Source organism: Rhizobium sp. CBN3 (assembly GCF_030518245.1).
GTDB lineage: Bacteria > Pseudomonadota > Alphaproteobacteria > Rhizobiales > Rhizobiaceae > Rhizobium > Rhizobium aethiopicum_A.
In genome coordinates, this window is record NZ_JAULSE010000006.1 from 199,632 (window position 1) to 226,336 (window position 26,705).

Sequence of the window (26,705 nt, forward strand, 5' to 3'; positions counted from 1 at the left end):
AGCCGGCGCGGCCGCAACCAGGCAAAGACGTGATTTTTTCAGAAATGCTCTTGCAATGTCCGAAAGGACCCTTTAGAGGATCGCCCACGCAAGCGGCACCGCCGCTTCTGCCACGCACCCGTAGCTCAGCTGGATAGAGCACCAGACTACGAATCTGGGGGTCAGGAGTTCGAATCTCTTCGGGTGCGCCATTCTTTCCCACATGCATCAGCAAAGTTATAGGCGTCGGACATCGCTGCCGCCCCAATCAGCGCTTCGCTCCTCGCTTCCCCGCTTGGAGGCATGCACAATAGCTGGGGCGGCCGCTCATTCCTTGATAGGAATCCCGGCTTCGATCGCAGCCTCAATGAACGCCTGCCGCGCCTCTTCCCGGCTCCGTTTCCCAGATATGACATCGGCGCAAACCGCACACGCTCTGTCGAGCGCAGGGCCCTCCTCGGTGGGCCAGTCTTCGATCAGGGCCCATGTGGCGGCCTGGGTCGTCTGGATAACCACCCACTGATCCGGACCTTCAAGGGCCAGCGTCACCGGCTTCTTCCATAGGGTTTGCATGCTTGCAGGATCTCCACTGCGTATTCTCTGCCGCCTGCTCACATAAGGCAATTCATTCGGCGTGGCGAGGTGGCCGCCTGAACGCGATGTTTTATCGAGCAGTGAGCTGCCTCGTGAAACACCGGTATATTCGGCTCGCCTATTTTCCGGCAGTCGCTTCTTTTCGCCGCTTGATTCTCAATCCCAATGCAGGAAAGCGAAAAGTATCGAAAGATCGCCTAGTTGAACTCTTTCTCAAAGTCTTCCCGGTCTTTCTTCCCGGACATGGATGAGTAATAGCCGCTGCAAATCAGATAGGAGCACTCATCCGGGTCGCCCATGTCCCATCCCGGCAGGCAGAGCACGACGCGTTGAAACTTGGCGTTGCAGAGTCCGTGGTTTGCTAGCAGCCGCGGCTCGTTTCCGAAATACGCGCTTATGGCTTTCTGACGAGTCCATGCAGGCACGGCTTTCCAATCAGCCTGCCCACCCTCGTCGCTCACATTGGCGATCGCACAGAGCGACCAATTCGATATCATGATTGGCTGATCGCAGGGAAAAGCCTGGACGGCGCTTCCCAGCAAGATTGAAATCAATGCCATCAGCCGCTGGCCGTAGACCATCGAGCCCTTCTCCCTCATGCCGCTCTTTCGCATTCTGGCCTTCCCCGCAATTACCCGTCGTCGGTGATATCAAAATCGCCTAAGATTATTTTCCTAGTTCATGAAACGTTCTTACGCTAGATTGCTCACCGTTGCAACCATGGAATGTTGAATGTCGAAGAATTTTGCAGTGATTGGTGATGTGGGTGCTTGGGTGGGTCTTTCCCTCCGCACGCCTGAAAAAATGCGTTCTTCTGTCGTTTCTGGGAAGGACGTGCCGGCAGCCGAGGCGAGGGGCTGATGGCGGAATTCAATCCTCGCGACAAGAGCCGAACCAGTGCCGGCAAGACGCGATCGCTTGTGCGCAAACATACCGCGCCGCCAAGCGGGAGCAACGACAGCAGCCTTCGCTGGCAATGGCTGACGATTCAGCTGCTGGAATCGGCGGCGTTCACGTCGCTGAGTGCGAATGCCAGCCGCGCCTTCTTCCGCATCATCATCGAGCACACCGCGCATGCCGCCCTGGAAAATGGCAAGCTAGTCGTGACGCACGCGCAGTTCGTCTCTTACGGCGTGACCGGTGAATATGTGGCCGATGCCCTCGATGAGCTGGAATATAAGGGCCTCATCAAAGTTCGCCGCGGCCGGGCGGGCAGCGGTGTCGCGCATCCCAACCTGTTCACGCTGACTTTTGTCGGCGACCACGAAGGCGCGCCGCCAACGAACGATTGGCAGCGATGCCAGGCGGAGAGGTGCCGCAAGTGGTCGGAGATGGACCGCAAGCTTGCCGCAGACAAACGCGGGCGGGTCGGCAGGAAGAAAAAAACGCCACTTCGGGAATCCGAAATTCCCCCGCTTCGGGATCCCGAAATTCGCCGCGCCTCGTGAGAAGTCGAGGCGCGGGAATAGGCAATGATTTCAATGCCCCAACCAATTTCGGGATTCCGCAGTGCTATATAGATCTTGGTGAGGAGTACCTCATGAGTCCGCAAGATGATCAAACCAGGAGCTGGTGGCGTGGTTGCCTGCTGCCGGCATGCCTAGTTTCGCGCAACCTTGCTCGTGTATCCGCGAGTTTGACGATGTTTGAGGCGCTTCAGCCGGGGGAATGCATGGCGATGGGAACTTTTCGGGCTTTGGGCGCGGCGGCGACGATGGCCGCCCTTGCCGGCTGCGTCGACCATGCGAATGCGCCCGTGCTTTTACCCATCGGCGTGCCGGTCAATCCGCCGTCCGTTGCGCACAGCCTTTGCGTAACCGACGGCAACGCTATGTATGACGAGGCGAAGAAGCAGTACGATCTGCGCGCGCAGCTGACCGGCTATGCCGAGGCCGATGCGCTGGAAGCGGAAACGACGGCGCGCGGCGCCGCCCATCGCCAATATGTCGCTTGCCTGTCCGCCCAGGGTTATCGGGCGTTATATGCGAATTGAGAACAGAGAATTCGCATTCTTGGCCAGCGCCCCTTCGCGCCATTCTTGCCGTCGCGGCTTTTCACGTTTTCTCGCGAAAATCTCACGCGGAATCGCCTGCAATCACGAGTTTTGGAAGCTGCGCGTGCGTGCGGAACCGCGCAGCTGGGAAAGGCATTTTGCCGGGATAAATCCACGAAGGAGGGTTTATCATGAAGATGTTCAATATTGTCCGTTCCGCCACCGCGCTCAGTGCCCTTCTCGCCCTCGCGCCGATCGGCCGAGCTGAGGCCACTCCCGTTCAAACGGTTCGGCCGCCCAATGTTTCCTACGTAAAAACAGTGCAATATAAGCCGCGTCCGGGTTTCTGGCATGGCTATCGAGGCTTTCGAACGGAGCGTCCCGGCACCCGCCGTCATTCCGATGGCTACTGGTATCCGCTTGCCGCTTTCGGTGTCGAGGCCGGCGCCACCGGCTCCATCGTCCGCCAGCCGGTGAACAGGCCGGCGGCTCCGACAATGTGCAACCCTACGTTTTCGGGATCGATCGGTCCCGGCAGCATGCCCTGTGATAACGGCTATTGAGCCGGCGAATGAAAAAGGCGGCGTGTGCCACCTTTTTCCTGTTTCGGGCGCCGCTCACATGTTCGTGACCTCTGTTGCGATGCGGTAGATTGTGACAGATCCGCTTCCTAACTCCTCGGCGTAAATTCACCTGATCCTCCCAAGGAGATGACAATGATGACGACGTTCAAGGGCGGCCTGGCGGCGGCCTTCGGCGCAATGTTCGGCCTTTCCGCCTTCGCAGCACAAGCGGCTCCCCTCCAGTCGAGCGCGACGGAGCAGGGCTCGGTCAAGCAGCCGGTTGCCTGGAACGAGACCCGCGTGCAGCACGACAGGGGCACGACCGGTTCGATCGGTGAACGCAGCCCGAAGGGCATGGCTTCGCCCTATATGATGAACCCGAAGAAGCCGCTGAACATGGGTTGCAAGCTCGGCTTCAACCCGACCAGCAGCTCCGGCTGCAACTATTAACGGCGCTTTGCGGTGGCGACCAGACCATCGGGGCGGGGGGCGGCTTCCCGGCCGCCCTTCGTCGCCGCAGACGATGGCGCTCCATATGTCAAAGCTGCCATTGATGCAAAAATGCCGGACGCCGGTGGGAAAAGAGGTGGGAAATGCCGGCTCACAAGGGCGATTGACGTCCCTGCCTTGGAATTGCCATTCTGGCCGCGATGGTCGCATTCATAATCAATTGAATTTCAGACAGGTGGGACAGTCATGACCGCAAAGGCTGCATGCTCCGATTTCCTGCATTTTTTCCGCTCCTGGATCAGCAATCCGCTTCGGGTGGCCGCCATCGCGCCGTCGGGTGATTCACTTGCCAGGATCATGACCAGCGAAATTGCGGCGCTCGATGGGCCGATCATCGAGCTCGGCCCGGGCACCGGCGTCTTCACCCGGGCGCTGCTTGCCCGCGGCATTAGCGAAACGGATCTGACGCTGATCGAATACGGCCCGGAATTCATCCATGCCCTGCAGGCGCGGTTCCCGGCGGCGCGCATATTGCAGATGGACGCGGCCCACCTGGCCCAGGCGGATATTTTCGAGGGCGAACCGGTCGGCGCCGTCATCAGCGGCCTGCCGCTTCTGTCGATGTCGCCGCGCAAGATCGCCTCGATTCTTGCCGGCGTCTTCACCTATATGCGCCCGGGCGGGGCGGTGTATCAATTTACCTATGGTCCGCGCTGCCCGGTGCCGCGGCCGATTCTCGATCGCCTCGGCCTGAAAGCCGTTCGCATTGGCGGCACGGTTCGCAACCTGCCGCCGGCCTCCGTCTACCGGATCTCGCGCCGCAAACCGTTGGAACTCCCACGCGAGCGCCCGAGATATCGTGAGGCGGACATCGAAGTCGCCGCCTTTTCCGGCGAATCGGTCGGCTGAACGCCGCAACGGCTAAGCGGAAGCGACAGGCTTCGACGCACCCCGGCCGATATCCCGGCGCACCGCTGCGGCGCCGGTCGAAGGACGATGTTTTCGGCCCCTCCCTGTTATCCCAGCGGGGTCGTCCTATATGTGCAAGCGTCGCCACGGCCGCATGTCCGATATCGCCGCGGCGGCCGGGTCATCACCATGCCGGGCATCACCAGACACGGCAGACATTCAGAACCGGATCCATCCTCGCCAGCCCCGCATCCCCCGCGCTGGCGAAGCGGACGGCTTCGGCCATTTCATCGACATTGAATGATTTTAGTGACGAAGAGAGGAAAGATCATGTCCAGTCACAACGCAGCCAAGTCAGGCACCTTCAGGATCGGCGGCGAGATCGAGGTCAACCGTCTCGGTTTCGGCGCCATGCGCGTTACCGGCAAGGGGATCTGGGGCGAGCCCGATGATCACGCCGAGTCCATCCGGACGCTGAAGCGCCTGCCGGAGCTTGGCGTCAATTTCATCGATACGGCCGATTCCTACGGCCCCGATGTCTCCGAATGGCTGATCAAGGAGGCGCTGCATCCCTATGGCGCCGGATCCGTCGTCGCCACCAAGGGCGGCCTGACCCGCCACGGCCCCGACATCTGGCTGCCGGTCGGCCGTCCGGAATATCTGATCCAGCAGGCGCATAAGAGTCTGCGCAATCTCGGCGTCGAGCAGATCGATCTGTGGCAGCTTCACCGCATCGATCCGAGGGTGCCGGCCAAGGAACAATTCGATGCGATCAGATCGCTGCTCGATGCCGGCCTCATCCGCCATGCGGGCCTGAGCGAAGTCTCCGTCGCCGAGATCGAGGCGGCCTCGAAACACTTCAAGGTCGCCACCGTCCAGAACCGCTACAACCTCGTCGATCGCACCAGCGAGGACGTGCTCGATTATTGCGCCAAGCACAATATCGGCTTCATCCCCTGGTATCCCCTCGCCGCCGGCGATCTCGCCCAATCAGGCTCGCTGCTCGATACGATCGCCAGAAAGCACAATGCCGCCCCCAGCCAGATCGCGCTCGCCTGGGTGCTGAAGCGCAGCCCGGTCATGCTGCCGATCCCCGGGACGTCGAAGGTCAGGCACCTGGAAGAAAACGTCGCGGCGGTGGACATCACGCTGTCGGATGAGGAGTTCACGGCGCTCGACGCCGAAGGCCGAAAGGTCTTCAAGGCGGCGTGAGGGCGGGAACAGTGCGGAGCTGGCCGGCAGGCGGATGAGGGGCTGCCGCCATTGCCACATCTTTCGGCAAATTTTGACCACCCGGTCAAGGATGCTGCAAAATGAGGCGATGACCTGTCATTTAAAAGGCAAGCCTTGCGTTCACTGCATTGCTGCATTGCGGTAATTTCGCTGTTCCCGGTCCAATGCATGGGGTATCACTATCCGCGTAAGCAGCGCACTCCTCCTCCCAAGCGCTCTTACATCGGACCGACAACACTCCTCCTCCCAGTTGTCGGTCAGGATCAAGAGCCTGGCGCACCTCCTCCCGCGCCAGGCTCTTTTCTTTTCCCCTCATGCCAACCGCCGGCGCTGCTCTAGCACGCGGTTTGACTCGACAGGCTTCGTCGGACTATTTGAACCTGTGCCGCCCGTCCGGCGCGTGAACCGGTTGGAGTTTGGTCATGATCGGCAAATGGCGCGGCTCGCATGCGGCTCTGGCAGCGCTTCTGGTTGCAACGATGGTGCTCGCCGGCTGCGGTGGGAGGCCAGTCGGGGTGATGCAGGCGGCCGGCACCGTGCCGCCGGGCACGTCGAAGGTCGATCTCCTGGTGGCGACGACGCGCGCTGCCGACGACAATCCGGCCGTGCTTTTCTCCGGCGAACGCGGCACGGGGCTTGCCGTCAACGCCGTCGATGTGTCGATCCCGCCGGAAGCCAACCGCAAGGTCGGCCAGGTGCAATGGCCAAAGCGGCTGCCGGCCGATCCGCTCCGTGATTTCGTCACCGTCTCCGTCGATCCGCTCGAGGGCGAGCGGGCGGGCGAAAGCTGGCTGAAGAGCCATATGCCGAAGAGCCGCCGCGTGCTGGTCTTCGTGCATGGCTTCAACAATCGCTATGAGGATGCCGTCTACCGCTTCGCGCAGATCGTCCATGATTCGCATGCCGACGTCGCGCCGGTTGTTTTCACCTGGCCGTCGCGCGCCAGCATCTTCGATTATAATTACGACAAGGAAAGCACCAACTATTCCCGCGATGCGCTGGAAGAGCTGCTCACCCGCACCGCCGCCAATCCCGCCGTCAGCGACGTCACGGTCATGGCCCATTCGATGGGCACCTGGCTGACCGTCGAAGCGCTCCGGCAGATGGCGATCCGCAACGGTAAGGTCGCTTCGAAGATCAACAATGTCATCCTTGCCTCGCCGGATCTCGATGTCGACGTCTTCGGCCGTCAGTTCATGAGCCTCGGCAAAGACAAGCCGCATTTCACCATCTTCGTCTCCAGGGATGATCGGGCGCTGGCGCTGTCGCGGCGCATCTCCGGCAATGTCGACCGGCTCGGCCAGATTGATCCTTCCGCCGAGCCCTATCGCAGCAAGCTGGAAGCCGCCGGCATCACCGTGCTCGATCTCACCAAGCTTAAGGGCGGCGACCGGCTGAACCACGGCAAATTCGCCGAAAGCCCCGAAGTGGTGAAGCTGATCGGTGATCGGCTGATTGCCGGCCAGACGATCACCGATTCCAATGTCGGTCTCGGCGAGGCCGTCGGCGCGGTGGCGATGGGGGCTGCCCAGACCGCCGGAAGTGCCGTCAGCGTCGCCGTCAGCACCCCGATCGCGATCTTCGATCCGCGCACCCGGCGCAATTACGATGCGCAGCTGAAACGGCTCGGCCAGTCGATGGACAACACGGTCGGTTCGGTCGGCGACAGTGTCGGCGCCGGCCTGCCCGAAAGCCAGTAAAAATTCCGCGGAGCAATTCCAGCAAAAGTGCACGGCGGTTTTGAGTTTCGGAATTGCGTAAATCCAAACGGTTAGAGCGGTTCCGCGTTTCCGTGAAAAGCTGAACCGCTCTAGGCAGCCCCGCCGATCTGATATATCAGGTTGACGAACGGCAATACTGTCTGCCGTGCAGGTGGGTTGATCGCATGACGGATGAGACGAAGAAGAAGGTGGTCGTCGTCGGCGCGGGCGTGATCGGCGCCTCGATCGCTGTCGATTTGCAGCGGCGCGGATTTCAGGTCACGCTGATCGATAAGGGTGAGCCCGGACGCGGCACCTCTTTCGGCAATATGGCGAGCATCGCGCTCGATTTCGCCGCCGGCTCCGGCCCGTCGACCTGGAAGAAGATCCCCGGCTGGCTGCTCGATCCCGAGGGCCCGGTCTGGCTGCGGCCATCCTATGCCGCGCGGATGCTGCCCTGGTTCCTGCGCTTCCTCGCCGCCGGCCGGCCTTCGCGCTTGAGGGAGATCGAGGATGCCGGCATGAGCCTGTCGCTGCGGGCGCTCGCCGATTTCCGCGAGATGCTGCAGGCGATCGGCGCATCCGAGCTGCTGACCGAGGAAGGTTGCCTGGCGATCTACGAGACCGAGGCTGAGTTTGCCGCCGATCGCGGCCACCTCGCCATGATGCAGCGCTACGGCCTCGAATTCGAGGTGTTGAGCAACGGCGCCATCCAATATTATGAGCCCGCCCTGTCGCCCGTCATCGCCAAAGCGGTGCTGCTCCCCGACAACAAGTCGGTTCGCGATCCCTACAAGCTGGTTGTCAAACTGGCCGACGCCGCCCTGGCGGCAGGCGCAACCTTCGTCTCCGGCTCCGTGAGGAATATCGAGCGCAAGGGCGATGGCACCGTCGTCGTCCTCCTCGACAATGGCAGCCGTGTCGAGGCGGCTTCCGCTGTGCTTGCCGCCGGCGTCCACACCCGGTCCCTGGCGGCCAAGCTCGGCGAACCGATCCCGCTGGAGACCGAGCGCGGCTATCACACGCAGATCATGAAGCCGGGCATTTCGATGCGTTATTCGATAATTTGGCCGCACCGCGCCTTCATGGTGACACCGACGGCCGGCGGCATCCGCGTCGGCGGCAATGTCGAACTCGCCGGTCTCGACGCCGCTCCCGATTTCCGCCGCCCGCGGGTGCTGGTGCGTCACGCCCAGCGCGCGCTTCCCGGCCTGAAGGCTGAAGAGACGACGGAATGGATGGGTCACCGCCCGGCCTTGCCCGATACGATCCCGATCATTTCGCCGTCCTCGAAAATGCCGGGTGTTTTTTATGCCACCGGGCATGGCCATCTCGGCCTGACATATGCCGCGACGACAGCGCGGTTGATCGGCGATATGGTGAGCAGAGCGAAACCGTCGGTCGATATGACCCCGTTCCGCATCGACAGATTCTGATTTAGAGCAATTCCAGGAAAAGTGTGAAGCGGTTTTCCCAGGCAAAGCGAAGTGCTTTTGCCGGGAATTGCGTTAAAACAAAAGTTGAAACCGCGTCGATGGCGTCGGCCGTCGCGTCTGATCCGGAGTTTCTTGTATGAGATGGAAGCGCACGATCCAGTTGCTGGATGTCCATGCCGAAGGCGAGATCGGCCGCGTCGCGATCGGCGGCGTTCCGAAGATTCCCGGCGAAACCATCGCCGCGCAGCTGCACTGGCTGAACACCGATCCGAAAGGCGACGAGCTCCGCCGCTTTCTCTGCCTGGAGCCGCGCGGTGCTCCGATCGGCTCGGTCAACATGCTGCTGCCGGCAAGGCACCCCGACGCCGACGCTGCTTTCATCATCCTGCAGCCCGATCAGGCGCATGCCAGTTCCGGCTCGAATTCGATCTGCGTGACGACGGCACTGCTCGAATCCGGCATCGTCGAGATGAAGGAGCCGGAAACGACAGTGACGCTGGAAACCGCTGCCGGCCTCGTCAAGGCGGTGGCCACCTGCCGCGACGGGCGCTGCGAGAAGGTGAAGCTCACCATGGTGCCCTCCTTTGTCCATGAGCTCGACGTCGAGATCGACACGCCGCATTGGGGAAAGGTCAAGGCCGATCTCTGCTATGGCGGCATCTTCTATGCGCTCGTCGATGTCGGCCAGATCAATCTCACGATCGAGAAGGCCAATGCCGCCGGTCTCGTCCAGGCCGGCATGATCCTGAAAGATCTGATCAATCGCGATATCAAGGTCGTCCATCCCGAAATCCCGGCAATCTCGGGCGTCGCCTATGTGATGTTCCGCGATACCGAGGCGGATGGCACGGTGCGCACCTGCACCACCATGTGGCCAGGCCGGGCCGACCGCTCGCCCTGCGGCACCGGCAATTCCGCCAATCTCGCCACCCTTTATGCCCGTGGCAAGGCCAAGGTCGGCGACGTCTTCACCTCGAAGTCGATCATCGGCTCGGAATTCGAGGTCGGCCTGCAGGCGGTGACCGAGGTCGCCGGCCGCCCGGCGGTCATCCCCACCATCACCGGCCGCGGCTTCACCTTCGGCCTCACTCAGGTGGCCCTCGACCCCTTCGACCCACATCCCGGCGGCTTTGCCCTGACGGATGTCTGGGGGCCGCAAGCTGGGGAGATTTGAGCGGCGTCGAACCGAGGAGATCGGGGAAACCGGCCCCGTTAAAGCCCCTCATCAGGCTGAGATGACCCCTCCCCAACCCCTCCCCACAAGGGGGAGGGGCTAAGCTGCGGTCCTCCGCGGCGATCAAAGAAAAGTCTTGTTGGCTGTTACCGTTCTCCGGATCGTTACGGTGGAGACTTATGTGAAGCGGTGCGGCACCTAGCCCCTCCCCCTTGTGGGGCGAAGTTGGGGAGGGGTCTTGGAATCGCAACCGGACCGCAATGGCCTTGGACCGAGGCTCGCAGCTCGATTCATGCTAAGTCCGGCCGATTGGACTGCCCTGGAAACACTCTACCGTTTCCTGAAGCTGCACCCATCCATGTTTCGATTGTTCGAATACCGACAGGGCAGGCGGCGCGAAGGCTGGGTCGGCAAGGGAACCGATCGCCACCCCGATCCAGAGAGGCGCGGCATCGGCCTTCCAATAGACGGTCGAACCGCAGGTTGAACAGAAATGCATTCGAACCTGGCGACCGCTGTCGGCGGTCCGGATGAATTCCGTAGACGCTCCAGATATTTCGACACAGTCGATTGCGTAGAACGCATTGGCGCTGAACGGCGCGCCGGTTCGTCGCTGGCACGCGAAACAGTGACACAGCGCCGTCAATTGTGGTGGTTCGCTAAGCTTCAATCTGAGAGCGCCACAGGCGCATTGGGCATTGGCCATGGAAACTCCTACCGCTTGCGCGGTGAGATTTGCGTTGAATTGAGGGCTGAAGCGCAGGCCGGAACCGAAACTCACTGCGGTCGGCGTTGCGAAGGGGCTGAGACCTGATGTGATTTCAGGCTCACCGAGCACTACCGTAGATTGGCAAACTGCCGAAGTCTAGAGCATGTCGCGCAGAAGCGTGCAGCGGTCTTGCGCTGAAGACAGGCGAAAACAGAAGATGTGCAGCATGACACGCGAGCCCATCTGACCATTGGTTTAATTCTGGCCGCTCATCTTTCGAAACAGTGCGACGAGACTTCCAACTCAGCCTCGACGGCCCGTCGGCCCGTCAGCGACGTTGCGCTATCCTGGCGCTGATCTGGTCTGCGGCAAGGCTCTCGGCCGGTGCCGGCCTGCCAAGCAGGTAACCTTGGCCGATGTCGCAGCCGAGATCCTGAAGCCGTTGAAGTTGGCTTTCTTCTTCGATGCCTTCGGCCGTTATCGTCACGCCGAGGCCCGCGCCGAGAGCGATAATGGCCTTGATCACCTTGTCCTGCTTGTCGTTGGTTTCGAACGAAGCGACGAAACTCCGGTCGATCTTGATCTTGTCGAACCGGTAGTTCGAGAGCTGCGACAGGCTGGAATAGCCCGTACCGAAGTCGTCGAGAGCAATCCGGACGCCGGCGTTCACCAGATCGTCGAGGACGATCCGTGCGGTGACCGCATCCTGGATGATGGCGCTCTCCGTCACCTCCAGCTCGATCCTATGCGCGGGCAGGCCGACATCGCCCAATATTTTCAGAATACGGAGGCCCAGCAACCGGTCACTCAGCTGGATCGGAGACAAGTTGAACGACAGAACCAGATGATTTGACCAGGAAAGCGCATCGCTACAGGCGTGGCGCAGCAGTTGATCCGTCAGGTCGACGATCAGACCGGCCTCTTCTGCCACGGGAATGAACTCGTTCGGCGGGATGAATTCGCCTGATGCCGTCTTCCAGCGCGCCAGCGCCTCGAAGCCGATAATTTCCTTCGTCTTCAGGTCGACGAGAGGTTGGTAATAGGGAACGATCTCAGCGTTCTTGATGGCGGCTCGCAGATCCGCTTCCACCCGGATCCGCTTCGCCAACTCCTCCTGCATCGCCGGCACGAAGGGCTTCACCAGATTGCGCCCCTGCTTTTTCGCCACATACATCGCACAGTCCGAATGGCGAATGACCTGGCTTAGATCGTCGCCGTTTTCAGGATGGAGCGCGAGGCCGACACTGGCGCCGAGATCGACGGCGACACCGTTGAATGTGAGGGGCTTGCTGACCGCGCTCACGATGCGGTTTCCCAAAGCGACGAAATCGGCATTTCCGGTGCGCCGCGCCAGAACGACGAACTCGTCGCCACCGAGGCGGAAAACGCGGTCACGGGGAAAGAGGGAAGAAAGCCGCTGAGCGACGGCCTTCAGCACCGCATCGCCGTGATCGTGCCCGAGGAGGTCGTTGATCTTCTTGAAGCCGTCGAGATCGATGCTGAACACGGCATAGCTTTCCTGCGTGCGTTGATCGATCATCGATTGCGCGCAGACGGACTCCAGAAATCTGCGGTTAGGCAATTCGGTCAGCGTGTCGTGACAGGCAATCCAGTCCACGTTCTTTTCGGCCTGCAGCCTGCGGTTAACCTCTATCGAGAGATCCCGGATCCTCAGCGCCGAATAGATCAGCCCGAGAAAGCCGGACATATTCAGGGCAAGCAGCGCGTGGTCCAGCGGAAAGTCGTGATGTTTCTCGATGAACTCATCCAGGCTCTCGTGCCATTGGAAGCGCCAGGACAGGCAGAAGAGAAGCAGGAAGATCGAGAGCCAGGCCAATATCTCCATCTGCGGTCTGGTGGGTCGGATGCGAGGCATATGAACAGGCTCCTGGTGTGTGAAGAGCCATCATGGCCAGCTCGGAAGACTGCATCGTCCCCGACCATATTCCGATCGACGACCCTGTCGCCGAATGCCGGCATCGATGACGCCGAAGCCCGCCACGACTCATAGGGCGGAGCCAAGGGCATCGGCAATTCGATCACTGGCCAGACTGCGGGCATCCGCAAATCCGAATTTCAGTGTGGTCTTCGAAGATTAATGGTGCGTTTCCGCTGCGAAGGTTTGGGCGTTTCGCTGCGCGCAACGGATATCTTCGTCGCAAACTGGATGCGGCTCAGTGCGCTCGACGCCGAGATCGACGTGCTACATCTTGACCATCAAAGGCCCGCCGGGGAGAGGAGGCGACCCGGCTCGCTGAATTCAGGCGGCATCCCGAATGTCGAAGCGGGCCACCTTGCCGTCCCGAAACCGGAACACGTGCCCGACCGTCTTCTGTCCTTGGAGCGGTTGGCCTTGCAGGTCACGGACCGACTGCCGGACGTCGGCGATGATTGCGCCGTCCGCTGTCCGGTGAAAACCGATCGGCTCGACGTGGGGATCGATCATCGACCACTGACGCGTCCAATATTCCCGCACCGCCTCGCGCCCATAGACGTGGCCGCCATCCATGCCGTTGGCCCAGACGACATCTTCGGCCAGCGCTGACAGCACGGCGTCTATGTCGCGTTTGTTGAAGCGCTCGTAGATGTGTTGGAGAATTTTGATATCGTCGTCCATTGCTTTCTCCTTGCAGAGGCGCGGGGTTGCGTTTTGCCCGCGCTTCGCGACGAACCATCTCGGTCATTTTGCTCCGGGCGGTCAACCGGTTTCAAAGCTCCGCCTCGCGCAGCAGCCCGTTCAGGCGGACCGCCCATTCCGTGTTGCCATCTCTGAACGGACCAAGCGCATCGCCGGCTGGTTCGGGAAGATCGCTTGCTGCGGCAGCAAAGCGGTGCGCCTGCTGGCGATCTCCCACAGCCCAGTGGCAGCACGCCTGAATGCGCAGCAGCGCCGGCCAATCGGGCCGCGCCTTCAGCGCCGTACGCCCAGTCTCGAGCGCGCCTTCGACGTCGCCGGAAAAGAACCGTGCGAGCATCAGCAGGCTGAACCAGACGCCGTTCTGCGGATCGTACGGGTTGAGTTCGAGGCCGTGCGCCAGGGGCTCGCGCGCGCCGGCCGCATCGCCGCAAAACAGGCGGGCCATGCCGAGGACGAGATGCCCCAGGGCGAAGCTCGAACCGAGCTCGATCGACCGTTCCGCCGCCAGGATCGCCTGCTCGGGCCGGCCCGTGTAAGCCGACACGATCGCCAGGGCATAGTGCGAGTACGGATTTCGCGCGTCGAGATAGATTGCCCGCAGCGCCGCATCCAATCCTTCCTTGGCGTCTTCCGCAGGGTTATCAGTCCAGCCGTAGGCGATCAGGCCGGCATTCACCCGCGCCCGCCAGATCTGCGCTTCTGGAAGTATGGGGTCGAGCCTCACCGCGTCGCGGAAGAAACGGCGTGCGAGAAGGTGGGTGGGCTGCGTGACCTTGTGAAAATTGAACGTGCCTTGCCGCACGAGATCCCAGGCGGTGATGTTGCCGGTGTGGGGAGCAACCGGAAGCCCGTGGCGTAGCAGCAGCTCGGGCTCGACCGCCGCTGCAATCCGCTCGGCGATGGCGTCCTGCACCGCAAAGAGCTCGGCCAGTTGAAGATCGTAATGTTCGGACCAGATCGTCGCGCCTTTCGCGGTGTCGGCGAGGTGCACCGATATCCGGATCCGATTGCCGCTCTGGCGGATGGCCCCATCCACGAGGAAATCGACGCCGAGGTCGCGCGCGATCGCCCCCGGATCCTTCGAGCCGCTCCTCCTGCTGAAACTCGCCCCCCGTGAAGCGACGCGGAACCATCTGAACCGGGCAAGCGCCATGATCAGGTCGTCGGCGACACCGTCGGCGAGATATTGTCTTTCAGCATCGCCGCCCAGATTTTCGAACGGCAGGACGGCAATCCCCGGGATCGGACTGCTCTCGGCATGCCGGCCGCTATCGGCTCCGTCGGTGCGGCTCTCCACCTCACCGGAAAATCTGTAGCCGACCCGTGGGACCGTGACGATCCATTCGCTGCCGTCCGATGCGGGTCCGAGCAGCTTGCGAAGGGCGGCAATCTGAACGGAAAGATTGCTTTCCTCGACGGCCAATCCCGGCCAGACGGCATCCATCAAGGCGGACTTCGAGACCACACCCCCTTTTGCCGATAGCAGAACGCCAAGCAGATTGGCGCCGCGGGCGCCGATGGCGACAGGCCTGTTGTCGCGGAGCAGACATCCGTTCCCAGGAATGAATTCGAAGCGGCCGAATACAAGGTGCGGGGTGTTCATGGCCGGGAATGATACGCCGGTTTCGCAGTTTTTCGGAATTTTTCGGCCCCGCTTCAGGACTTGCGCCGGCTGGGCGCGCAGTGTGGCTCCATCGCAGCGGTCGAAGTGGTGGGAGCTATGACCAACGAAGCAACGCAACCGAAAGAATCTGAAGCATTCCTCGCCAGGATTGTCCGCGCCGGCGGCAGCCATGTCGCCAGGCAGGGATCGGTCTATTGCTCCGGCGTCTCGGCTGAAAGCGCCGGATCAACCATGCTGTGGCTCGGGACGATTTCGCTGCCCGCGGGGCGGCGAACCGGCGCCCATCGCCATGAGGGACACGAGACGGCGCTTTTGATGACCGCAGGTCGGGATATCGAGATCTGGTCGGGAGCAGCGCTCGAACGGTGCGAAACGATCCGCCCCGGCGATTACCTGTTCATTCCGGCCGGCGTTCCGCATGTCGCCGTCAACCGCAGCAGCGAAGATGCCGAATTTCTCGGCGCTCGCAACGACCCCGCAGCCAATGAGAGCGTCGTTCTCATGCCGGAGCTCGACGCGATCGTACCCTGATGCATGTCGCCCGGAACCGTGCAACGGCTCCGGGGCGCAAAACTTCCGCAGGCTTTTTGCGCGGCATGCTCCAACCACACCGGGAGGTGCATTATGGCCATCATCGAACAACGCCTGGCCGAAATGGGCCTGGAATTGCCCGAGCTTTTGAAGGTTCGCGAGGGGCTGCGGTTGCCCTTCGCCTGGGTTCGCCTGCGCGGCAACCGCGCTTACATTTCCGGTCACGTCGCCTGCAACCGCGATGGAACACTGGCAAATCCCCTTGGCAAGGTGGGTGGCGAGGTTTCGCCGGAGGAGGGTTACGCATCGGCGCGGCTCGTTGCGCTCGCCCATCTCGCCAGCCTCAAGCGGGCCGTTGGAGACCTCGATCGGGTCACGGCATGGCTGCGCGTCTTCGCCATGGTGAACGTTGCTCCGGACTTCAACGAAACGCCGCTGGTCACCAACGGCTATTCGGATCTGATCCTGGAGCTGTACGGGCCTGACGTCGGCGCCCACGCCCGCTCGTCCATCGGCATGGCCATCCCCTTGAATGCGCCCGTGAACTGCGAAGCGGAAGTCGAAATCGACGGGTGATTGAAGCGCATCGATCCCTTAGTAGACAAACGGGTCGACTTCGGCCTGCGCACCGGCCTCCTTCGGATAGATCACGCCCTTGCGCAGGATGATGTTGGCATAGAGCCTGGGCTCGCTGGTCTGGATCAGCGCATGGGCGGCCCGCACCCGGCCGTAGAAATCCTGGCCGACCAGCGGCACCACCTGGCGATGCGGCTCGTGGCGGGTGCAGCAGTCGATCATCTCCTCATGCACCGGATCGAGCTTGTCGCGCTCGGCCTTGACGGTCGAGCGGAAGATCGCTTCCGGCACGAAATCGTCGATCGGCAGCACGCTGAGCACGGCGTTGAGCACCGGGATGAGGTGGTGGCCGTCGAGCCGGATCAGCCGGCGGGCATCTTCGACGCCGGGATAATTGCCGTCGACGATGGCGATTTCGTCGCCGTGGCCCATGGCGCGCAAAGTTGCGAGCAATTCCGGGCTCAAGAGCGGATCAATTCCCTTCAGCATGGTCTACCTCCTTGAAGAGTACGTTCTGGTCGGTGAGATAGCGCGCAAAGATCGGCAGGCTGGCGCCGCCGATGGCGCGTGCCTGCGCGCCGACCGCGCCCTCGATGATTTCGGGCATGACAACGCCCTGCAGGTCGAGCTTGGCGGCTTCGTCGATCGTCGCCTGCACGATGCGGCTGCGCACCCAATGGGGAAAGCCGCCGTCGATGACGGCTGCGCTGAAATCAACGATCGAGGCAGCGGCGACGATCGCCTGGGCGAGCGCCTTGGCGCTATCCTGGATCCACGCCTCCATCGGCTCGCCGAAATCCACCCAGTCGTCGGCGGAATACCAGAGCGGTTCGGGATCGATGCCGCGCTCACGCAGCATGTTTTCCAAGACGAAGATCGAGGCGATTTCGAGCAGCTGCTTGGTTTCGCCGTTCCTGTCGCGCACGGGCAGCGGTCCGATTGCGCCCGCCGTGCCGGTACGGCCGGAAAAGATCGCCGAATTCAGGACGATGCCGCCGCCGATGAAGGAGCCGATGAAGAAATAGACGAAGTCCGGATAAGAGGGGCCGACGCCGAAGACGAGTTCCGCGCCGCAGGCGCTGGTCGCATCGTTCTGCAGGAAGACGGGGTGGGAGACGCGCGCGGCGATATCGGCCTGCAGGTCGACATCCCGCCAGACCTCCATGGCGCCCGGCGGCGCTCCGACCTCATCGGCCCAGTTCCACAGTTCGAAAGGCGCGGCGATGCCGAGGCCAGCGACGCGGCCGCGCTGCTTTTCGTCGAGCTGGTCTTCGATTTCGCGGATGCCCGAGGTGACGAAGGCGAGGATTTCATGCGGCAGCGGATAGGCATAGGTTCGGTGCAGCTGCATCCGGATGCGGCCGACGAAATCCATCAGCACCAGATCGGCGCTGCGCCGACCGATCTTAAGGCCGAAGGAATAGACGGCGTCGGGATTGAGATGCATCGGGATCGACGGCTGGCCGACCCGGCCGCGCACCGGCGCTCCGCGCGACAGCAGCCCTTCCTTTTCCAGGACCCGCATGATGACCGAGACAGTCTGGGCCGAAAGCCCGCTGCGGCGCGCGATATCGGCCTTCGACAGAGCGCCGTAAAGGCGCACCAGCGACAGCACGAGCCGTTCGTTATAGGCGCGCACCCTGACCTGGTTCGCACCGCCGGCCGGATTTAGAATTGGCGGCGGGACCGGCGTGTGTTCCGGTCCTTCCAAAGACGACATGGCCGCTCCTCCCGAGCGTTCGCCTCCTGCATTCTCCTCATCGGAACCGATTTAAAACATGCAGCAGCTCGAAGCGGTACAGCCTCCTTCGCGTCTGAGACACGCGGCGCCGTACATCCTAATTCGGTCGAGCATGCCACATCGAATTAATAATTCAATTGGATTTATTTATTGACAAGGAGATTTCTTTCGCTCTTAATTGCCATCGTCAAGGACATGGCTTTGGAGCGACAGCGACTGAGCGAAGTGTCATATTTGAAAATTCCGGCCCGCAGGGGCGGCGCCGGCAAACTCTGGGAGGAGTTCATGAAGAAATCAGTTCTCGCTTTTGGCGCGCTCGCGCTCGGTGTTGCTTTTTCTGCTCCGGCGATGGCGGCTGACGTTTCCGCCTGCCTCATCACCAAGACCGACACCAATCCTTTCTTCGTCAAGATGAAGGAAGGTGCGACGGCCAAGGCAAAGGAACTCGGCGTTTCGCTGAAGTCCTATGCCGGCAAGATCGACGGTGACAGCGAAAGCCAGGTCGCAGCGATCGAAAGCTGCATTGCCGACGGCGCCAAGGGCATCCTGCTGACGGCGTCCGACACCAAGGGCATCGTGCCTGCGGTCAAGAAGGCCCGCGACGCCGGCCTGCTGGTCATCGCGCTCGACACGCCGCTCGAGCCGGCTGATGCCGCCGACGCCACCTTCGCCACCGACAACCTGCTCGCCGGCAAGCTGATCGGCCAGTGGGCCAAGGAAACCATGGGCGACAAGGCCAAGGACGCCAAGGTCGGCTTCCTCGACCTGACGCCGTCGCAGCCGACGGTCGACGTTCTGCGCGACCAGGGCTTCATGATGGGCTTCGGCATCGACCCGAAGAACCCCGACAAGATCGGCGACGAAGACGACAAGCGTATCGTCGGCCATGATGTGACGAACGGCAACGAAGAAGGCGGCCGCAAGGCCATGGAAAACCTTCTGCAGAAGGATCCGAGCATCAACGTCATCCACACGATCAACGAGCCGGCCGCTGTCGGCGCTTACCAGGCGCTGAAGGCCGTCGGCATGGAAAAGAACGTGCTGATCGTCTCGGTTGACGGCGGCTGCCCGGGCGTCAAGTCGGTCAAGGAAGGCGTCATCGGCGCTACCTCGCAGCAATATCCGCTGCTGATGGCGTCGCTCGGCATCGAGGCGATCAAGAAGTTCGCCGACTCGGGTGAAAAGCCGAAGCCGACCGAAGGCAAGTCTTTCTTCGACACCGGCGTTTCGCTCGTCACCGACAAGCCGGTCTCCGGCCTAAAGTCGATCGACACCAAGGAAGGCACCGACAAGTGCTGGGGCTGAGCCCGATCTCTTGAAAGAGCAGACGGCCGGGGCTTGATCCTCGGCCGTTTTGGACGGACGATGGGCCGTCGCTCCACCGGCTAAGCAACGAACGGATCAAACAGGAGTGACGGCCTCCGCGCGGGTTCGGCGCGCGGATGCGGAGGAGGAACCATGACCGGAGCACAGGAATTCGAACGCGTCCTCGACGGCAGCGACAAGAACGTCGCCTCTTTCGAGCACCAGAGCGTCCCGCTTATCAAGCGCGCCCAGCATTTTCTGCACTCGACACCGGCCGCCGTGCCGCTGATCGTATTGGTATTGGCGATCATCATTTTCGGGATGGCGCTCGGCGGACGTTTCTTCTCGTCCTATACGTTGACGCTGATCCTGCAGCAGATCGCCATCGTCGGCATTCTCGGCGCGGCCCAGACGCTGGTCATCCTGACGGCCGGCATCGATCTTTCGATCGGCGTCATCATGGTGATCTCGGCCGTCATCATGGGCAATGTCGCGATCACCTACGGCATACCGACGCCGATCGCGGTGATTGGAGGCCTGCTGGTCGGCGGCCTGTGCGGCCTGCTGAACGGTGCCCTTGTCGCCTTCATGAAGCTGCCGCCCTTCATCGTCACGCTAGGCACCTGGAATATCGTTATGGCGACGAATTTCATCTATTCCGCCAATGAGACGATCCGCGACACCGACGTCGACGAACAGGCGCCGCTCCTGCATCTTTTCGCCGCGAGCTTCAAGGTAGGCAGCGCCGTGCTCACCCTCGGCGTCATCGCCATGGTGCTGCTCGTCCTCCTGCTCTGGTACATCCTCAATCACACCGCCTGGGGTCGGCATGTCTATGCGGTCGGCGACGATCCGGAAGCGGCCAAGCTTTCCGGTATCCAGACCAAGAAGGTGCTGCTGACCGTCTATACGATTTCGGGCGTCATCGCCGCCTTCGCCGCCTGGGTCTCGATCGGCCGCAACGGCTCGATTTCGCCGTCCTCGGCGGTGACCGATTATAACCTCCAGGCGATCACCGCGACCGTGATCGGCGGAATCTCGCTCTTCGGCGGCCGCGGTTCCATTCTCGGCACGCTGTTCGGCGCCATGATCGTCGGCGTCGTGTCGATGGGCCTCAACATGCTCGGCGCCGATCCGCAATGGAAAGTCCTTTTGACCGGCGTGCTGATCATCGCCGCCGTCGCCATCGATCAGTGGATCAGAAAGGTTTCGGTATGACCATGGCTGTCGAACCCATTCTCACCGCCCGCGGCCTCGTCAAGCGTTATGGACGCGTGACCGCGCTCGACAATGCCGATTTCGACCTCTACCCGGGTGAAATCCTTGCCGTCATCGGCGATAACGGCGCCGGCAAGTCGTCGCTGATCAAGGCGATTTCAGGCGCGGTCACCCCCGACGAGGGCGTGATCACGCTCGAAGGCCGGCAGGTGCAATTCCGCTCACCGATGGAGGCGCGCGAAGCCGGTATCGAGACCGTCTACCAGAACCTTGCTCTGTCGCCGGCACTGTCGATCGCCGACAACATGTTTCTCGGCCGCGAGATCCGCAAAAAGGGCCCACTCGGCTCGCTGTTGCGCATGCTCGACCGGCCGGCCATGGAAAAGCTGGCGCGTAACAAGCTCTCCGAACTCGGCCTGATGACCATTCAGAACATCAACCAGGCGGTGGAGACGCTGTCCGGCGGTCAGCGCCAGGGTGTCGCCGTCGCCCGCGCCGCCGCCTTCGGCTCGAAGGTCATCATCATGGACGAACCGACGGCCGCCCTCGGCGTCAAGGAAAGCCGGCGCGTGCTGGAACTGATCCTCGACGTGCGCGCCCGCGGCCTGCCGATCGTGCTGATCTCGCACAACATGCCGCATGTCTTCGAGGTCGCCGACCGGATCCACATCCACCGTCTCGGCCGGCGGCTGACGGTGATCAATCCGAAGGAATACACCATGTCGGACGCCGTCGCCTTCATGACCGGCGCCAAGGCGGTGCCGACGGAGCCCGTTGCGGCATGAGCGTACGCATCGACGGCATCGCCGGCGAGGTGCTTTCCCGCGCCGGCGATGCCAGACGTTTCCTGATTGCCGTCGCCGGGCCGCCGGGAGCTGGCAAGTCGACCATGGCCGACAATCTGGCGGCGGCGCTGAAAGCCAAAGGCGAAAGCGCCGCAGTCCTGCCGATGGACGGCTTCCACATGGACAATGCCATCCTGATCGAACGCGGCCTCTTGGCGCGCAAGGGCATTCCCGAGACCTTCGATGTCAGGGGATTCCTCGATATCATCCGCGCCGTCCGCCGGGCCGACCAGGAGGTTCTGGCGCCGGTCTTCGACCGTTCCCGCGAACTCGCCATCGCTTCCGCCCGGCCGATCGATCCCAAGGACCGTTTCATCATCGTCGAGGGCAATTATCTGCTCTTCACGCAGGGCAAATGGGCCGAGCTCGACGGCATCTTCGATTTTTCGATCATGCTGGCGCCGCCGATCGAGGTGCTCGAGGAGCGGCTCTGGGCGCGCTGGCGCGGTTACAACCTCGATGAGGAGGCGGCCAGCGCCAAGGTCTACGGCAACGACCTGCCGAACGGCCGGCTGATCTTGGAAAACCGCCGCCCGGCCGATGTGACGCTGGAGATCGCGCTGGCGTGATGCCGCGGCGATCGGCTTGACGACCATGCCGGCTGAACCTGTGCAGCGGTGGGATGCGACATGCAGGAAATTGCGTTGAAGCGCCTCGCATGAATCAATTTCAATGCGACGCGCTTTAGTGCTATCAGGCCGCAGACGCATCGCTTCGGAGGCCTGCCATGCAATCGATCACCATCCGCCGTCCCGACGACTGGCACCTGCATCTGCGCGACGGCGCCATGCTGGAAGGCGTGATCGCCGATACGAGCCGCACCTTCGCCCGCGCCATCATCATGCCCAATCTGGTGCCGCCGGTCGTCACTACTGCGGATGCGAAGGCCTATCGCGAGCGCATCCTTAAGGCACTGCCGGACGGCCACTGCTTCCAGCCGCTGATGACGCTTTATCTGACCGAACACACCAGCCCCGACGATGTGGCGGCGGGTGCAAAGAGCGGCCTCATCACCGCCGTCAAGCTTTATCCCGCCGGCGCCACCACCAATTCGCATGGCGGTGTGCGTGACATGGAGAAGGCGATGCCGGTGCTGGAGCGCATGGCCGAGATCGGTCTGCCGCTCTGCGTCCATGGCGAGGTGACGACGCCTGAGGTCGATATCTTCGATCGCGAGGCCGTCTTCATCGACACCGTGCTCGATCCGCTGCGCCGGCGCCTGCCCGAGCTCAAGGTGACGATGGAGCATGTGACGACCGCAGACGGCATCGATTACATCAAGGCCGCCAAATCAAATCTCGCCGGCTCGATCACCACCCATCATCTGATCATCAACCGCAACGCCATCCTGGTCGGCGGCATCCGCCCGCATTATTACTGCCTGCCGATCGCCAAGCGCGAAAACCACCGGCTGGCGCTACGCGCCGCCGCCGTGAGCGGCGACGCCCGCTTCTTCCTCGGCACCGATTCCGCCCCGCATGTCGATCCGCTAAAGGAATGCGCCTGCGGCTGCGCCGGCATCTACACCTCGATCAACACGATGAGCTGCCTTGCCCATGTCTTCGAGGAGGAGGGCGCTCTCGACAGGCTCGAAGCCTTCGCCTCATTGAACGGGCCGGCCTGGTACGGGCTGTCGCCGAACGAGGAACGCATCACGCTGTCGAAGCAGGCCGACCCCGTCGACTTTCCCGCCAAGATAGAAACCGGCGCTGGTCCGGTGACAGTCTTCGATCCGATGTTTCCCCTGCATTGGCAGGTAGTGGCGTAGGGACTCCCTCAAGCGTTCTCTATTTTAAATAGAATATTCATGCTAAGTGGCGCACGGACGTTAGACGCCTAACATTTTCATTGTGCAATGCATCATTTGTTAACGGGTGCATAAGACATTTCTCTCCGCGGAACCCCCACGTTGCCAATTATCTGGCGCGCCACCGCTGCGGAGACTGAAGAAGCATGATGCTTGACTACAACTCCCTTTTGTTGGCGCTCGGCGTCTCCGCGGCCTGCCTTGCCGTCACATTGATGGGCAGTTGGCTGGTGCGCCGGGCCGAAACCGTGCTGCTCACCGCCACCATCGGTCTCGTCTTCGTCGTCAGCGGCATTTTTGTCTACAGCGCCTATGTGAGCAGGCCTGATATCGGCTTCGCCATTGGCAGTTTCATGCTGTTCCATGCCGGCTTCGCCACCATCTGGGGCGCGGGCAAACAGTTCCTTACCGGCCGCCTATCGATCGTTGCCACTGCCATTCGGGCCCTGGCGGCGATGACCTTCTCGATCGTGCCGATGGTTGCCGGATATGACGGTCTTGCCTTCATCGCCGACAATCTCGCCATCGCCCTGCTGCTTTTTGCCACCGCTCGGCAATATTGGCTCGCCCGCGCCGAAGCCCCGGCGCCGCTCCTCGGCATTGTGGCGCTCTACACGCTGACGGCAATTTCCTTCGTTCTCTGCGCCGCCGTGCTGATTGCTGATGGCAAGCTGGTGCTCGGCAAGGCGCCCAGCAACTGGGCGGAGGATCTGAGCCTTGCCGTCTGCATCGCCGGCATGACCGGGATCGGCGCGCTGTCGCTGGCGCTGCACCAATGGCGGCTCGCCGCACGCCATCGTCTCGAGGCGATCACCGATCCGCTGACCGGTCTGCTCAACCGTCGCGCCGTCTTCGATCAATATGGCACCCGCCCGATGGGCACGACCGCCGCTGTGATCGTCTTCGACATCGATCATTTCAAATCCGTCAACGACCGTTATGGCCATGCCGCCGGCGACCGCGTGATCACCGTTTTCGCCGAGGAACTCGCCGCCAATTGCCGCCCCGGCGATACCGCCGCGAGGCTCGGCGGCGAAGAATTCGCGCTGGTGCTGAAGGAGATCATGCCCGGCCGCGCCGAGCTCGCTGCCGAGCGCATCCGCAGAGCCTTCGAGGAGCGCGAAATCCCGATCGACGGCGAGGTGCTGAAATGCACGGTCAGCGTCGGGGTGGCGCCCGGCCGCGCGATGCCGCTCGATTTCGACACCATGCTGAGTGCGGCCGACAAGGCGCTTTACGCCGCCAAGCGTGGAGGTCGCAACCGGGTCGAGCTTGCCGGCTATCTCACCGCGGTTCCGGCCGAGGTGTCGCGCACGGCGTCTTGATCCCCGACTGCTCGACAGACGCCGGCATACCCGCCTCGTCCTTCGAGGCCCCTCAGGATGAGGCTCTCTTGGACGTCGCGCTTGTCGCTCAGGGCGCCGGAACGACGCGGATCAAGGCGGAAGCCGGAGACGGAACCCGAGCCGCGGCCCTCTCCCGCGGCCCTCATCCCAAGCCGCGGCATCCTCCAACGCTCCTCATCCTGAGGCGCGTAGCCCATAGGGCGGAGCCTCGAAGGACACGCCGCAACGCTACTCCTTGCCTGGACCGCCCGCCTCGTCCTTCGAGGCCCCGATGGGCTCCTCAGGATGAGGTTCTCTTGAGTGTGGGCGCCTGCTGCTCAAACCATCATCAGCGCCCGGACGAAGGCGACCGAGGCAAGCAGCGAGGCCATGGTTCGCACATGGTTCCACCACGTCCAATCCCTGACATAGGTGCTCCAAAGCGCCACTGCCTCCGCTCCGTTGCCGCTGACCTTTTCCAGTGCGTCGTTCATCGGCACGTTGAAGATGATCGTCGAGAGGAAGGAGGCAAAGACATAGAGGGCAGCACCCGACAGCATCAGCGCGGACGCCCCGCCGCGCCAGTCGATCAAGGCGAGGATGGCAACGACGAGGCAGAGGATCGCCGTCGGCACGAAGAGGCCCATGAAGGGCGAGCGGACGATCGTCACATTGATCGAGTTCATCGCCGCAATGCCCTGTTCGGCCGGGATGCGTGAGAAGGCGGTCATGATGAAGGTCGAGAAGGCGAAGAAGATACCGGCGACGAGGCCGCTGCCGATCGCCGCGGCGACCAGGGAAAGGATGAGGACAATCTGCATGTCGAAACTCCTTCCAGGATAAATAAGAGAAACTCTCTTATTTGTAAAATCAGATAAACTCTCTTATTTTTCTTGTCAACGGGCAAAGGAGAGACGATGTCGGAGCAGAAACGCGCAACGCGCAGACGCCAGCAGGACCATAGCGGTCAGCCGCGCCGCATCCCGCGCCAGCAGCGCGGCCGCGAGCGATTCGAAAAAATCCTCGCCGTCGCCGCCGAACTGATCGAAAGCCATGGCAGCGACGGCCTGAAGATGAGCGAGATCGTCGAAAAGGCCGGCCTTTCCTTCGGCGCCCTCTACCAGTATTTCCCCGACAAGAGCGCCATCATCCGGACGTTGGCCGAGCGCTTCAACGAAGAGGGCCGGCGCTGCGTCGAGGCGGAACTGGCGAAGGTCGCCGACGCCGCCGCCCTGCCGGGGGCGCTCGCCAATATCGTCGACGAATATTATGCCTTCTTCCGCCGAGAGCCCGTGATGCGCGACATCTGGCACGCGACCCATACCGATAAGCTGCTGCAGCAGGTCGACGCCGAAGATATGGAATTCCATGCCCAGGCGTTTCTCGCCGTGCTCGTGCACTTCTGGCCGGATCGGGACCGCAGCGAACTTCAGGCGATCGCCCGGCTGACGATGCAGCTGCTTGCCGGGGCCGTGCGTTATGCCGTGTCGCTGGATGAGGAGGAGGGCGGCCGGACGATTGCCCTGTTCAAGACGATGCAGGTCTTCGATATAGGCCGTCTGTTGCGGTAAGGCTCGCCTTGCGTCTGGAAACGATGGGCGCTTGCTGCTATTGCCGGAGACGCAAAACCGAAGGAGAGCCCGATGATCCAGACCGCATTTCCCGACCGCGCCCTGATGGCCGAACTGGTGGCCAAGATGCTCTGGGAGATCAAGGCGGTGCATTTCAATGCGGCTCAGCCTTACAAGCTCTCCTCCGGCATGGCGAGCCCGGTCTATATCGATTGCCGCAAGCTCTTGTCCTATCCGCGCATCCGGTCGACGGTGATGGATTTCGCTGCCAGCACGCTCTTGCGCGATGCCGGTTTCGAGCAGTTTGATTGCATCGCCGGCGGCGAGACCGCCGGCATCCCCTTCGCCGCCCTGCTCGCCGATCGCCTCGGCCTGCCGATGATCTATGTCCGCAAGCAGCCGAAGGGCCATGGCCGCAATGCCCAGATCGAAGGCAATATGCCGGAAGGTTCGCGCGTCCTCGTTATCGAGGATCTGACGACGGCCGGCGGCAGCATGTTCAAGTTCATCGACGCCATTCGCGCCGCTGGCGGCATTGTCGATCACGGCATCGCGCTGTTCTTCTACGGCATTTTCGGCGATCAGCGTTTTGCCGATGGCAAGGTCAGGCTGCATCACATCGCCACCTGGCGCAGTGTCCTTGCCGTTGCCAGGGCAGAGAAGCTTTTCGACGACAAGACGCTTGCAGAGGTCGAGGCCTTCCTCGATGCGCCACTGGCATGGTCGGCGAGGAATGGTGGAGTGAGTGAGCTTTCGCTCTAGCCAGTTGACAAAAGCTCGCTTA

Annotated in this window: 29 protein-coding genes and 1 tRNA gene; 21 read left to right on the plus strand and 9 right to left on the minus strand. The window is 62.2% G+C overall.

What is annotated here, in order from left to right:
• Positions 1-114: 114 nt before the first annotated feature.
• Positions 115-191, plus strand: a tRNA-Arg gene (locus QWJ46_RS12175).
• Positions 192-306: 115 nt separating this feature from the next.
• On the opposite strand, the gene QWJ46_RS12180 is transcribed toward QWJ46_RS12175, so the two are convergent.
• Both QWJ46_RS12180 and QWJ46_RS12185 read right to left on the minus strand, forming a co-directional pair.
• The gene (locus QWJ46_RS12180) at positions 307-552 is read right to left on the minus strand and encodes a DUF982 domain-containing protein (protein WP_064707810.1); all 246 of its coding nucleotides are present in this window, start codon (positions 550-552) and stop codon (positions 307-309) included.
• A gap of 218 nt (positions 553-770) precedes the next feature.
• On the minus strand, positions 771-1,187 hold the full coding sequence (locus QWJ46_RS12185) for a hypothetical protein (protein ID WP_302751322.1): 417 nt from the start codon (positions 1,185-1,187) through the stop codon (positions 771-773).
• Positions 1,188-1,305: 118 nt separating this feature from the next.
• Between QWJ46_RS12185 and QWJ46_RS12190 the strand changes: the two genes are divergently transcribed.
• From QWJ46_RS12190 to QWJ46_RS12235, 10 genes are all read left to right on the plus strand, one after another.
• Positions 1,306-1,434 (plus strand): hypothetical protein, encoded by a 129-nt coding sequence (locus QWJ46_RS12190; RefSeq protein WP_281413919.1) that lies wholly within the window; start codon positions 1,306-1,308, stop codon positions 1,432-1,434.
• Positions 1,434-2,021: a hypothetical protein gene (locus QWJ46_RS12195; RefSeq protein WP_302751323.1), complete on the plus strand. Its 588-nt coding sequence runs from the start codon at positions 1,434-1,436 to the stop codon at positions 2,019-2,021. The genes QWJ46_RS12190 and QWJ46_RS12195 overlap by 1 nt, the downstream gene beginning before the upstream one ends.
• A 224-nt stretch (positions 2,022-2,245) precedes the next feature.
• Positions 2,246-2,566, plus strand: coding sequence for a hypothetical protein (locus QWJ46_RS12200; protein ID WP_302751324.1), 321 nt, complete (start codon positions 2,246-2,248; stop codon positions 2,564-2,566).
• Between the two features lie 191 nt (positions 2,567-2,757).
• A complete protein-coding gene (locus tag QWJ46_RS12205; RefSeq protein WP_302751325.1) occupies positions 2,758-3,129 on the plus strand; it encodes a cell surface protein in 372 nt (123 codons plus the stop codon).
• Positions 3,130-3,282: 153 nt separating this feature from the next.
• Positions 3,283-3,579 carry a hypothetical protein gene (locus tag QWJ46_RS12210; protein WP_302751327.1) on the plus strand — a complete coding sequence of 99 codons (297 nt, stop codon included), beginning with the start codon at positions 3,283-3,285 and terminating at the stop codon, positions 3,577-3,579.
• Between the two features lie 246 nt (positions 3,580-3,825).
• A complete protein-coding gene (locus QWJ46_RS12215) occupies positions 3,826-4,488 on the plus strand; it encodes a class I SAM-dependent methyltransferase (RefSeq protein WP_302751328.1) in 663 nt (220 codons plus the stop codon).
• 330 nt (positions 4,489-4,818) lie between these two features.
• Positions 4,819-5,700: an aldo/keto reductase gene (locus QWJ46_RS12220; protein WP_302751329.1), complete on the plus strand. Its 882-nt coding sequence runs from the start codon at positions 4,819-4,821 to the stop codon at positions 5,698-5,700.
• Between the two features lie 443 nt (positions 5,701-6,143).
• Positions 6,144-7,421, plus strand: coding sequence for an alpha/beta hydrolase (locus tag QWJ46_RS12225; RefSeq protein ID WP_302751331.1), 1,278 nt, complete (start codon positions 6,144-6,146; stop codon positions 7,419-7,421).
• Positions 7,422-7,606: 185 nt separating this feature from the next.
• A complete protein-coding gene (locus tag QWJ46_RS12230; protein WP_302751334.1) occupies positions 7,607-8,857 on the plus strand; it encodes an FAD-binding oxidoreductase in 1,251 nt (416 codons plus the stop codon).
• Between the two features lie 136 nt (positions 8,858-8,993).
• Complete coding sequence (locus QWJ46_RS12235; protein WP_302751336.1) at positions 8,994-10,031, plus strand: 4-hydroxyproline epimerase; 1,038 nt, start codon at positions 8,994-8,996, stop codon at positions 10,029-10,031.
• A 295-nt stretch (positions 10,032-10,326) separates the two neighbouring features.
• Here QWJ46_RS12235 and QWJ46_RS12240 read toward each other — a convergent pair whose 3' ends face one another.
• The 4 genes from QWJ46_RS12240 to QWJ46_RS12255 all read right to left on the minus strand — a co-directional run bounded on the left by QWJ46_RS12240 (position 10,327) and on the right by QWJ46_RS12255 (position 14,981).
• Positions 10,327-10,737: a GFA family protein gene (locus QWJ46_RS12240; protein ID WP_302751338.1), complete on the minus strand. Its 411-nt coding sequence runs from the start codon at positions 10,735-10,737 to the stop codon at positions 10,327-10,329.
• Between the two features lie 331 nt (positions 10,738-11,068).
• Positions 11,069-12,616, minus strand: coding sequence for a bifunctional diguanylate cyclase/phosphodiesterase (locus QWJ46_RS12245; protein WP_302751339.1), 1,548 nt, complete (start codon positions 12,614-12,616; stop codon positions 11,069-11,071).
• A 384-nt stretch (positions 12,617-13,000) separates the two neighbouring features.
• Positions 13,001-13,357 carry a nuclear transport factor 2 family protein gene (locus QWJ46_RS12250; RefSeq protein WP_302751341.1) on the minus strand — a complete coding sequence of 119 codons (357 nt, stop codon included), beginning with the start codon at positions 13,355-13,357 and terminating at the stop codon, positions 13,001-13,003.
• Between the two features lie 91 nt (positions 13,358-13,448).
• Positions 13,449-14,981: a winged helix-turn-helix domain-containing tetratricopeptide repeat protein gene (locus QWJ46_RS12255; protein ID WP_302751342.1), complete on the minus strand. Its 1,533-nt coding sequence runs from the start codon at positions 14,979-14,981 to the stop codon at positions 13,449-13,451.
• A 117-nt stretch (positions 14,982-15,098) separates the two neighbouring features.
• Between QWJ46_RS12255 and QWJ46_RS12260 the strand changes: the two genes are divergently transcribed.
• Positions 15,099-15,533 (plus strand): cupin domain-containing protein, encoded by a 435-nt coding sequence (locus QWJ46_RS12260; protein ID WP_302751343.1) that lies wholly within the window; start codon positions 15,099-15,101, stop codon positions 15,531-15,533.
• 93 nt (positions 15,534-15,626) lie between these two features.
• Positions 15,627-16,109, plus strand: a complete 483-nt coding sequence (locus tag QWJ46_RS12265; protein WP_302751344.1) for a RidA family protein — start codon at positions 15,627-15,629, stop codon at positions 16,107-16,109.
• A gap of 18 nt (positions 16,110-16,127) precedes the next feature.
• On the opposite strand, the gene QWJ46_RS12270 is transcribed toward QWJ46_RS12265, so the two are convergent.
• Together QWJ46_RS12270 and QWJ46_RS12275 are read right to left on the minus strand one after the other, a co-directional pair.
• Positions 16,128-16,598: an RbsD/FucU family protein gene (locus QWJ46_RS12270; RefSeq protein WP_302751345.1), complete on the minus strand. Its 471-nt coding sequence runs from the start codon at positions 16,596-16,598 to the stop codon at positions 16,128-16,130.
• A complete protein-coding gene (locus tag QWJ46_RS12275) occupies positions 16,582-17,829 on the minus strand; it encodes an ROK family transcriptional regulator (protein WP_302751346.1) in 1,248 nt (415 codons plus the stop codon). The genes QWJ46_RS12270 and QWJ46_RS12275 overlap by 17 nt, the downstream gene beginning before the upstream one ends.
• Before the next feature lie 306 nt (positions 17,830-18,135).
• Here QWJ46_RS12275 and QWJ46_RS12280 point away from each other — a divergent pair, with 306 nt between their 5' ends.
• The 6 genes from QWJ46_RS12280 (at position 18,136) to QWJ46_RS12305 (ending at position 24,350) form a co-directional block, all read left to right on the plus strand.
• Positions 18,136-19,155 carry a sugar ABC transporter substrate-binding protein gene (locus tag QWJ46_RS12280; protein WP_302751347.1) on the plus strand — a complete coding sequence of 340 codons (1,020 nt, stop codon included), beginning with the start codon at positions 18,136-18,138 and terminating at the stop codon, positions 19,153-19,155.
• Positions 19,156-19,308: 153 nt separating this feature from the next.
• Positions 19,309-20,373 carry an ABC transporter permease gene (locus QWJ46_RS12285; RefSeq protein ID WP_184460048.1) on the plus strand — a complete coding sequence of 355 codons (1,065 nt, stop codon included), beginning with the start codon at positions 19,309-19,311 and terminating at the stop codon, positions 20,371-20,373.
• A gap of 2 nt (positions 20,374-20,375) precedes the next feature.
• A complete protein-coding gene (locus QWJ46_RS12290) occupies positions 20,376-21,158 on the plus strand; it encodes an ATP-binding cassette domain-containing protein (protein WP_184460075.1) in 783 nt (260 codons plus the stop codon).
• The gene (locus QWJ46_RS12295; RefSeq protein WP_302751350.1) at positions 21,155-21,787 is read left to right on the plus strand and encodes a nucleoside triphosphate hydrolase; all 633 of its coding nucleotides are present in this window, start codon (positions 21,155-21,157) and stop codon (positions 21,785-21,787) included. Before QWJ46_RS12290 ends, QWJ46_RS12295 begins: the two co-directional genes overlap by 4 nt.
• A gap of 158 nt (positions 21,788-21,945) precedes the next feature.
• A complete protein-coding gene (gene pyrC, locus QWJ46_RS12300) occupies positions 21,946-22,986 on the plus strand; it encodes a dihydroorotase (RefSeq protein WP_302751352.1) in 1,041 nt (346 codons plus the stop codon).
• 185 nt (positions 22,987-23,171) lie between these two features.
• Positions 23,172-24,350, plus strand: coding sequence for a GGDEF domain-containing protein (locus tag QWJ46_RS12305; protein ID WP_302751354.1), 1,179 nt, complete (start codon positions 23,172-23,174; stop codon positions 24,348-24,350).
• 338 nt (positions 24,351-24,688) lie between these two features.
• Here QWJ46_RS12305 and QWJ46_RS12310 read toward each other — a convergent pair whose 3' ends face one another.
• Positions 24,689-25,171 carry a DUF1772 domain-containing protein gene (locus QWJ46_RS12310; RefSeq protein ID WP_302751356.1) on the minus strand — a complete coding sequence of 161 codons (483 nt, stop codon included), beginning with the start codon at positions 25,169-25,171 and terminating at the stop codon, positions 24,689-24,691.
• A gap of 96 nt (positions 25,172-25,267) precedes the next feature.
• Here QWJ46_RS12310 and QWJ46_RS12315 point away from each other — a divergent pair, with 96 nt between their 5' ends.
• Both QWJ46_RS12315 and QWJ46_RS12320 read left to right on the plus strand, forming a co-directional pair.
• Positions 25,268-25,921: a TetR/AcrR family transcriptional regulator gene (locus QWJ46_RS12315; protein WP_302751357.1), complete on the plus strand. Its 654-nt coding sequence runs from the start codon at positions 25,268-25,270 to the stop codon at positions 25,919-25,921.
• Positions 25,922-25,993: 72 nt separating this feature from the next.
• Entirely contained in the window at positions 25,994-26,683 is a 690-nt protein-coding gene (locus tag QWJ46_RS12320) for an orotate phosphoribosyltransferase (protein ID WP_085776794.1), read from the plus strand.
• Positions 26,684-26,705: the final 22 nt, after the last annotated feature.

Coding starts and splice junctions, on each gene's coding strand:
- QWJ46_RS12250 (WP_302751341.1), bottom strand. CDS start 13,357: ATGGACGACGATATCAAAATTCTCCAACACATCTACGAGCGCTTCAAC.
- QWJ46_RS12320 (WP_085776794.1), top strand. CDS start 25,994: ATGATCCAGACCGCATTTCCCGACCGCGCCCTGATGGCCGAACTGGTG.
- QWJ46_RS12265 (WP_302751344.1), top strand. CDS start 15,627: ATGGCCATCATCGAACAACGCCTGGCCGAAATGGGCCTGGAATTGCCC.
- QWJ46_RS12195 (WP_302751323.1), top strand. CDS start 1,434: ATGGCGGAATTCAATCCTCGCGACAAGAGCCGAACCAGTGCCGGCAAG.
- QWJ46_RS12310 (WP_302751356.1), bottom strand. CDS start 25,171: ATGCAGATTGTCCTCATCCTTTCCCTGGTCGCCGCGGCGATCGGCAGC.
- QWJ46_RS12215 (WP_302751328.1), top strand. CDS start 3,826: ATGACCGCAAAGGCTGCATGCTCCGATTTCCTGCATTTTTTCCGCTCC.
- QWJ46_RS12305 (WP_302751354.1), top strand. CDS start 23,172: ATGATGCTTGACTACAACTCCCTTTTGTTGGCGCTCGGCGTCTCCGCG.
- QWJ46_RS12235 (WP_302751336.1), top strand. CDS start 8,994: ATGAGATGGAAGCGCACGATCCAGTTGCTGGATGTCCATGCCGAAGGC.
- QWJ46_RS12315 (WP_302751357.1), top strand. CDS start 25,268: ATGTCGGAGCAGAAACGCGCAACGCGCAGACGCCAGCAGGACCATAGC.
- QWJ46_RS12200 (WP_302751324.1), top strand. CDS start 2,246: ATGGCGATGGGAACTTTTCGGGCTTTGGGCGCGGCGGCGACGATGGCC.
- QWJ46_RS12295 (WP_302751350.1), top strand. CDS start 21,155: ATGAGCGTACGCATCGACGGCATCGCCGGCGAGGTGCTTTCCCGCGCC.
- QWJ46_RS12205 (WP_302751325.1), top strand. CDS start 2,758: ATGAAGATGTTCAATATTGTCCGTTCCGCCACCGCGCTCAGTGCCCTT.
- QWJ46_RS12220 (WP_302751329.1), top strand. CDS start 4,819: ATGTCCAGTCACAACGCAGCCAAGTCAGGCACCTTCAGGATCGGCGGC.
- QWJ46_RS12290 (WP_184460075.1), top strand. CDS start 20,376: ATGGCTGTCGAACCCATTCTCACCGCCCGCGGCCTCGTCAAGCGTTAT.
- QWJ46_RS12230 (WP_302751334.1), top strand. CDS start 7,607: ATGACGGATGAGACGAAGAAGAAGGTGGTCGTCGTCGGCGCGGGCGTG.
- QWJ46_RS12180 (WP_064707810.1), bottom strand. CDS start 552: ATGCAAACCCTATGGAAGAAGCCGGTGACGCTGGCCCTTGAAGGTCCG.
- QWJ46_RS12240 (WP_302751338.1), bottom strand. CDS start 10,737: ATGGCCAATGCCCAATGCGCCTGTGGCGCTCTCAGATTGAAGCTTAGC.
- QWJ46_RS12260 (WP_302751343.1), top strand. CDS start 15,099: ATGACCAACGAAGCAACGCAACCGAAAGAATCTGAAGCATTCCTCGCC.
- QWJ46_RS12210 (WP_302751327.1), top strand. CDS start 3,283: ATGATGACGACGTTCAAGGGCGGCCTGGCGGCGGCCTTCGGCGCAATG.
- QWJ46_RS12245 (WP_302751339.1), bottom strand. CDS start 12,616: ATGCCTCGCATCCGACCCACCAGACCGCAGATGGAGATATTGGCCTGG.
- QWJ46_RS12190 (WP_281413919.1), top strand. CDS start 1,306: ATGTCGAAGAATTTTGCAGTGATTGGTGATGTGGGTGCTTGGGTGGGT.
- QWJ46_RS12225 (WP_302751331.1), top strand. CDS start 6,144: ATGATCGGCAAATGGCGCGGCTCGCATGCGGCTCTGGCAGCGCTTCTG.
- QWJ46_RS12275 (WP_302751346.1), bottom strand. CDS start 17,829: ATGTCGTCTTTGGAAGGACCGGAACACACGCCGGTCCCGCCGCCAATT.
- QWJ46_RS12270 (WP_302751345.1), bottom strand. CDS start 16,598: ATGCTGAAGGGAATTGATCCGCTCTTGAGCCCGGAATTGCTCGCAACT.
- pyrC (WP_302751352.1), top strand. CDS start 21,946: ATGCAATCGATCACCATCCGCCGTCCCGACGACTGGCACCTGCATCTG.
- QWJ46_RS12255 (WP_302751342.1), bottom strand. CDS start 14,981: ATGAACACCCCGCACCTTGTATTCGGCCGCTTCGAATTCATTCCTGGG.
- QWJ46_RS12285 (WP_184460048.1), top strand. CDS start 19,309: ATGACCGGAGCACAGGAATTCGAACGCGTCCTCGACGGCAGCGACAAG.
- QWJ46_RS12185 (WP_302751322.1), bottom strand. CDS start 1,187: ATGCGAAAGAGCGGCATGAGGGAGAAGGGCTCGATGGTCTACGGCCAG.
- QWJ46_RS12280 (WP_302751347.1), top strand. CDS start 18,136: ATGAAGAAATCAGTTCTCGCTTTTGGCGCGCTCGCGCTCGGTGTTGCT.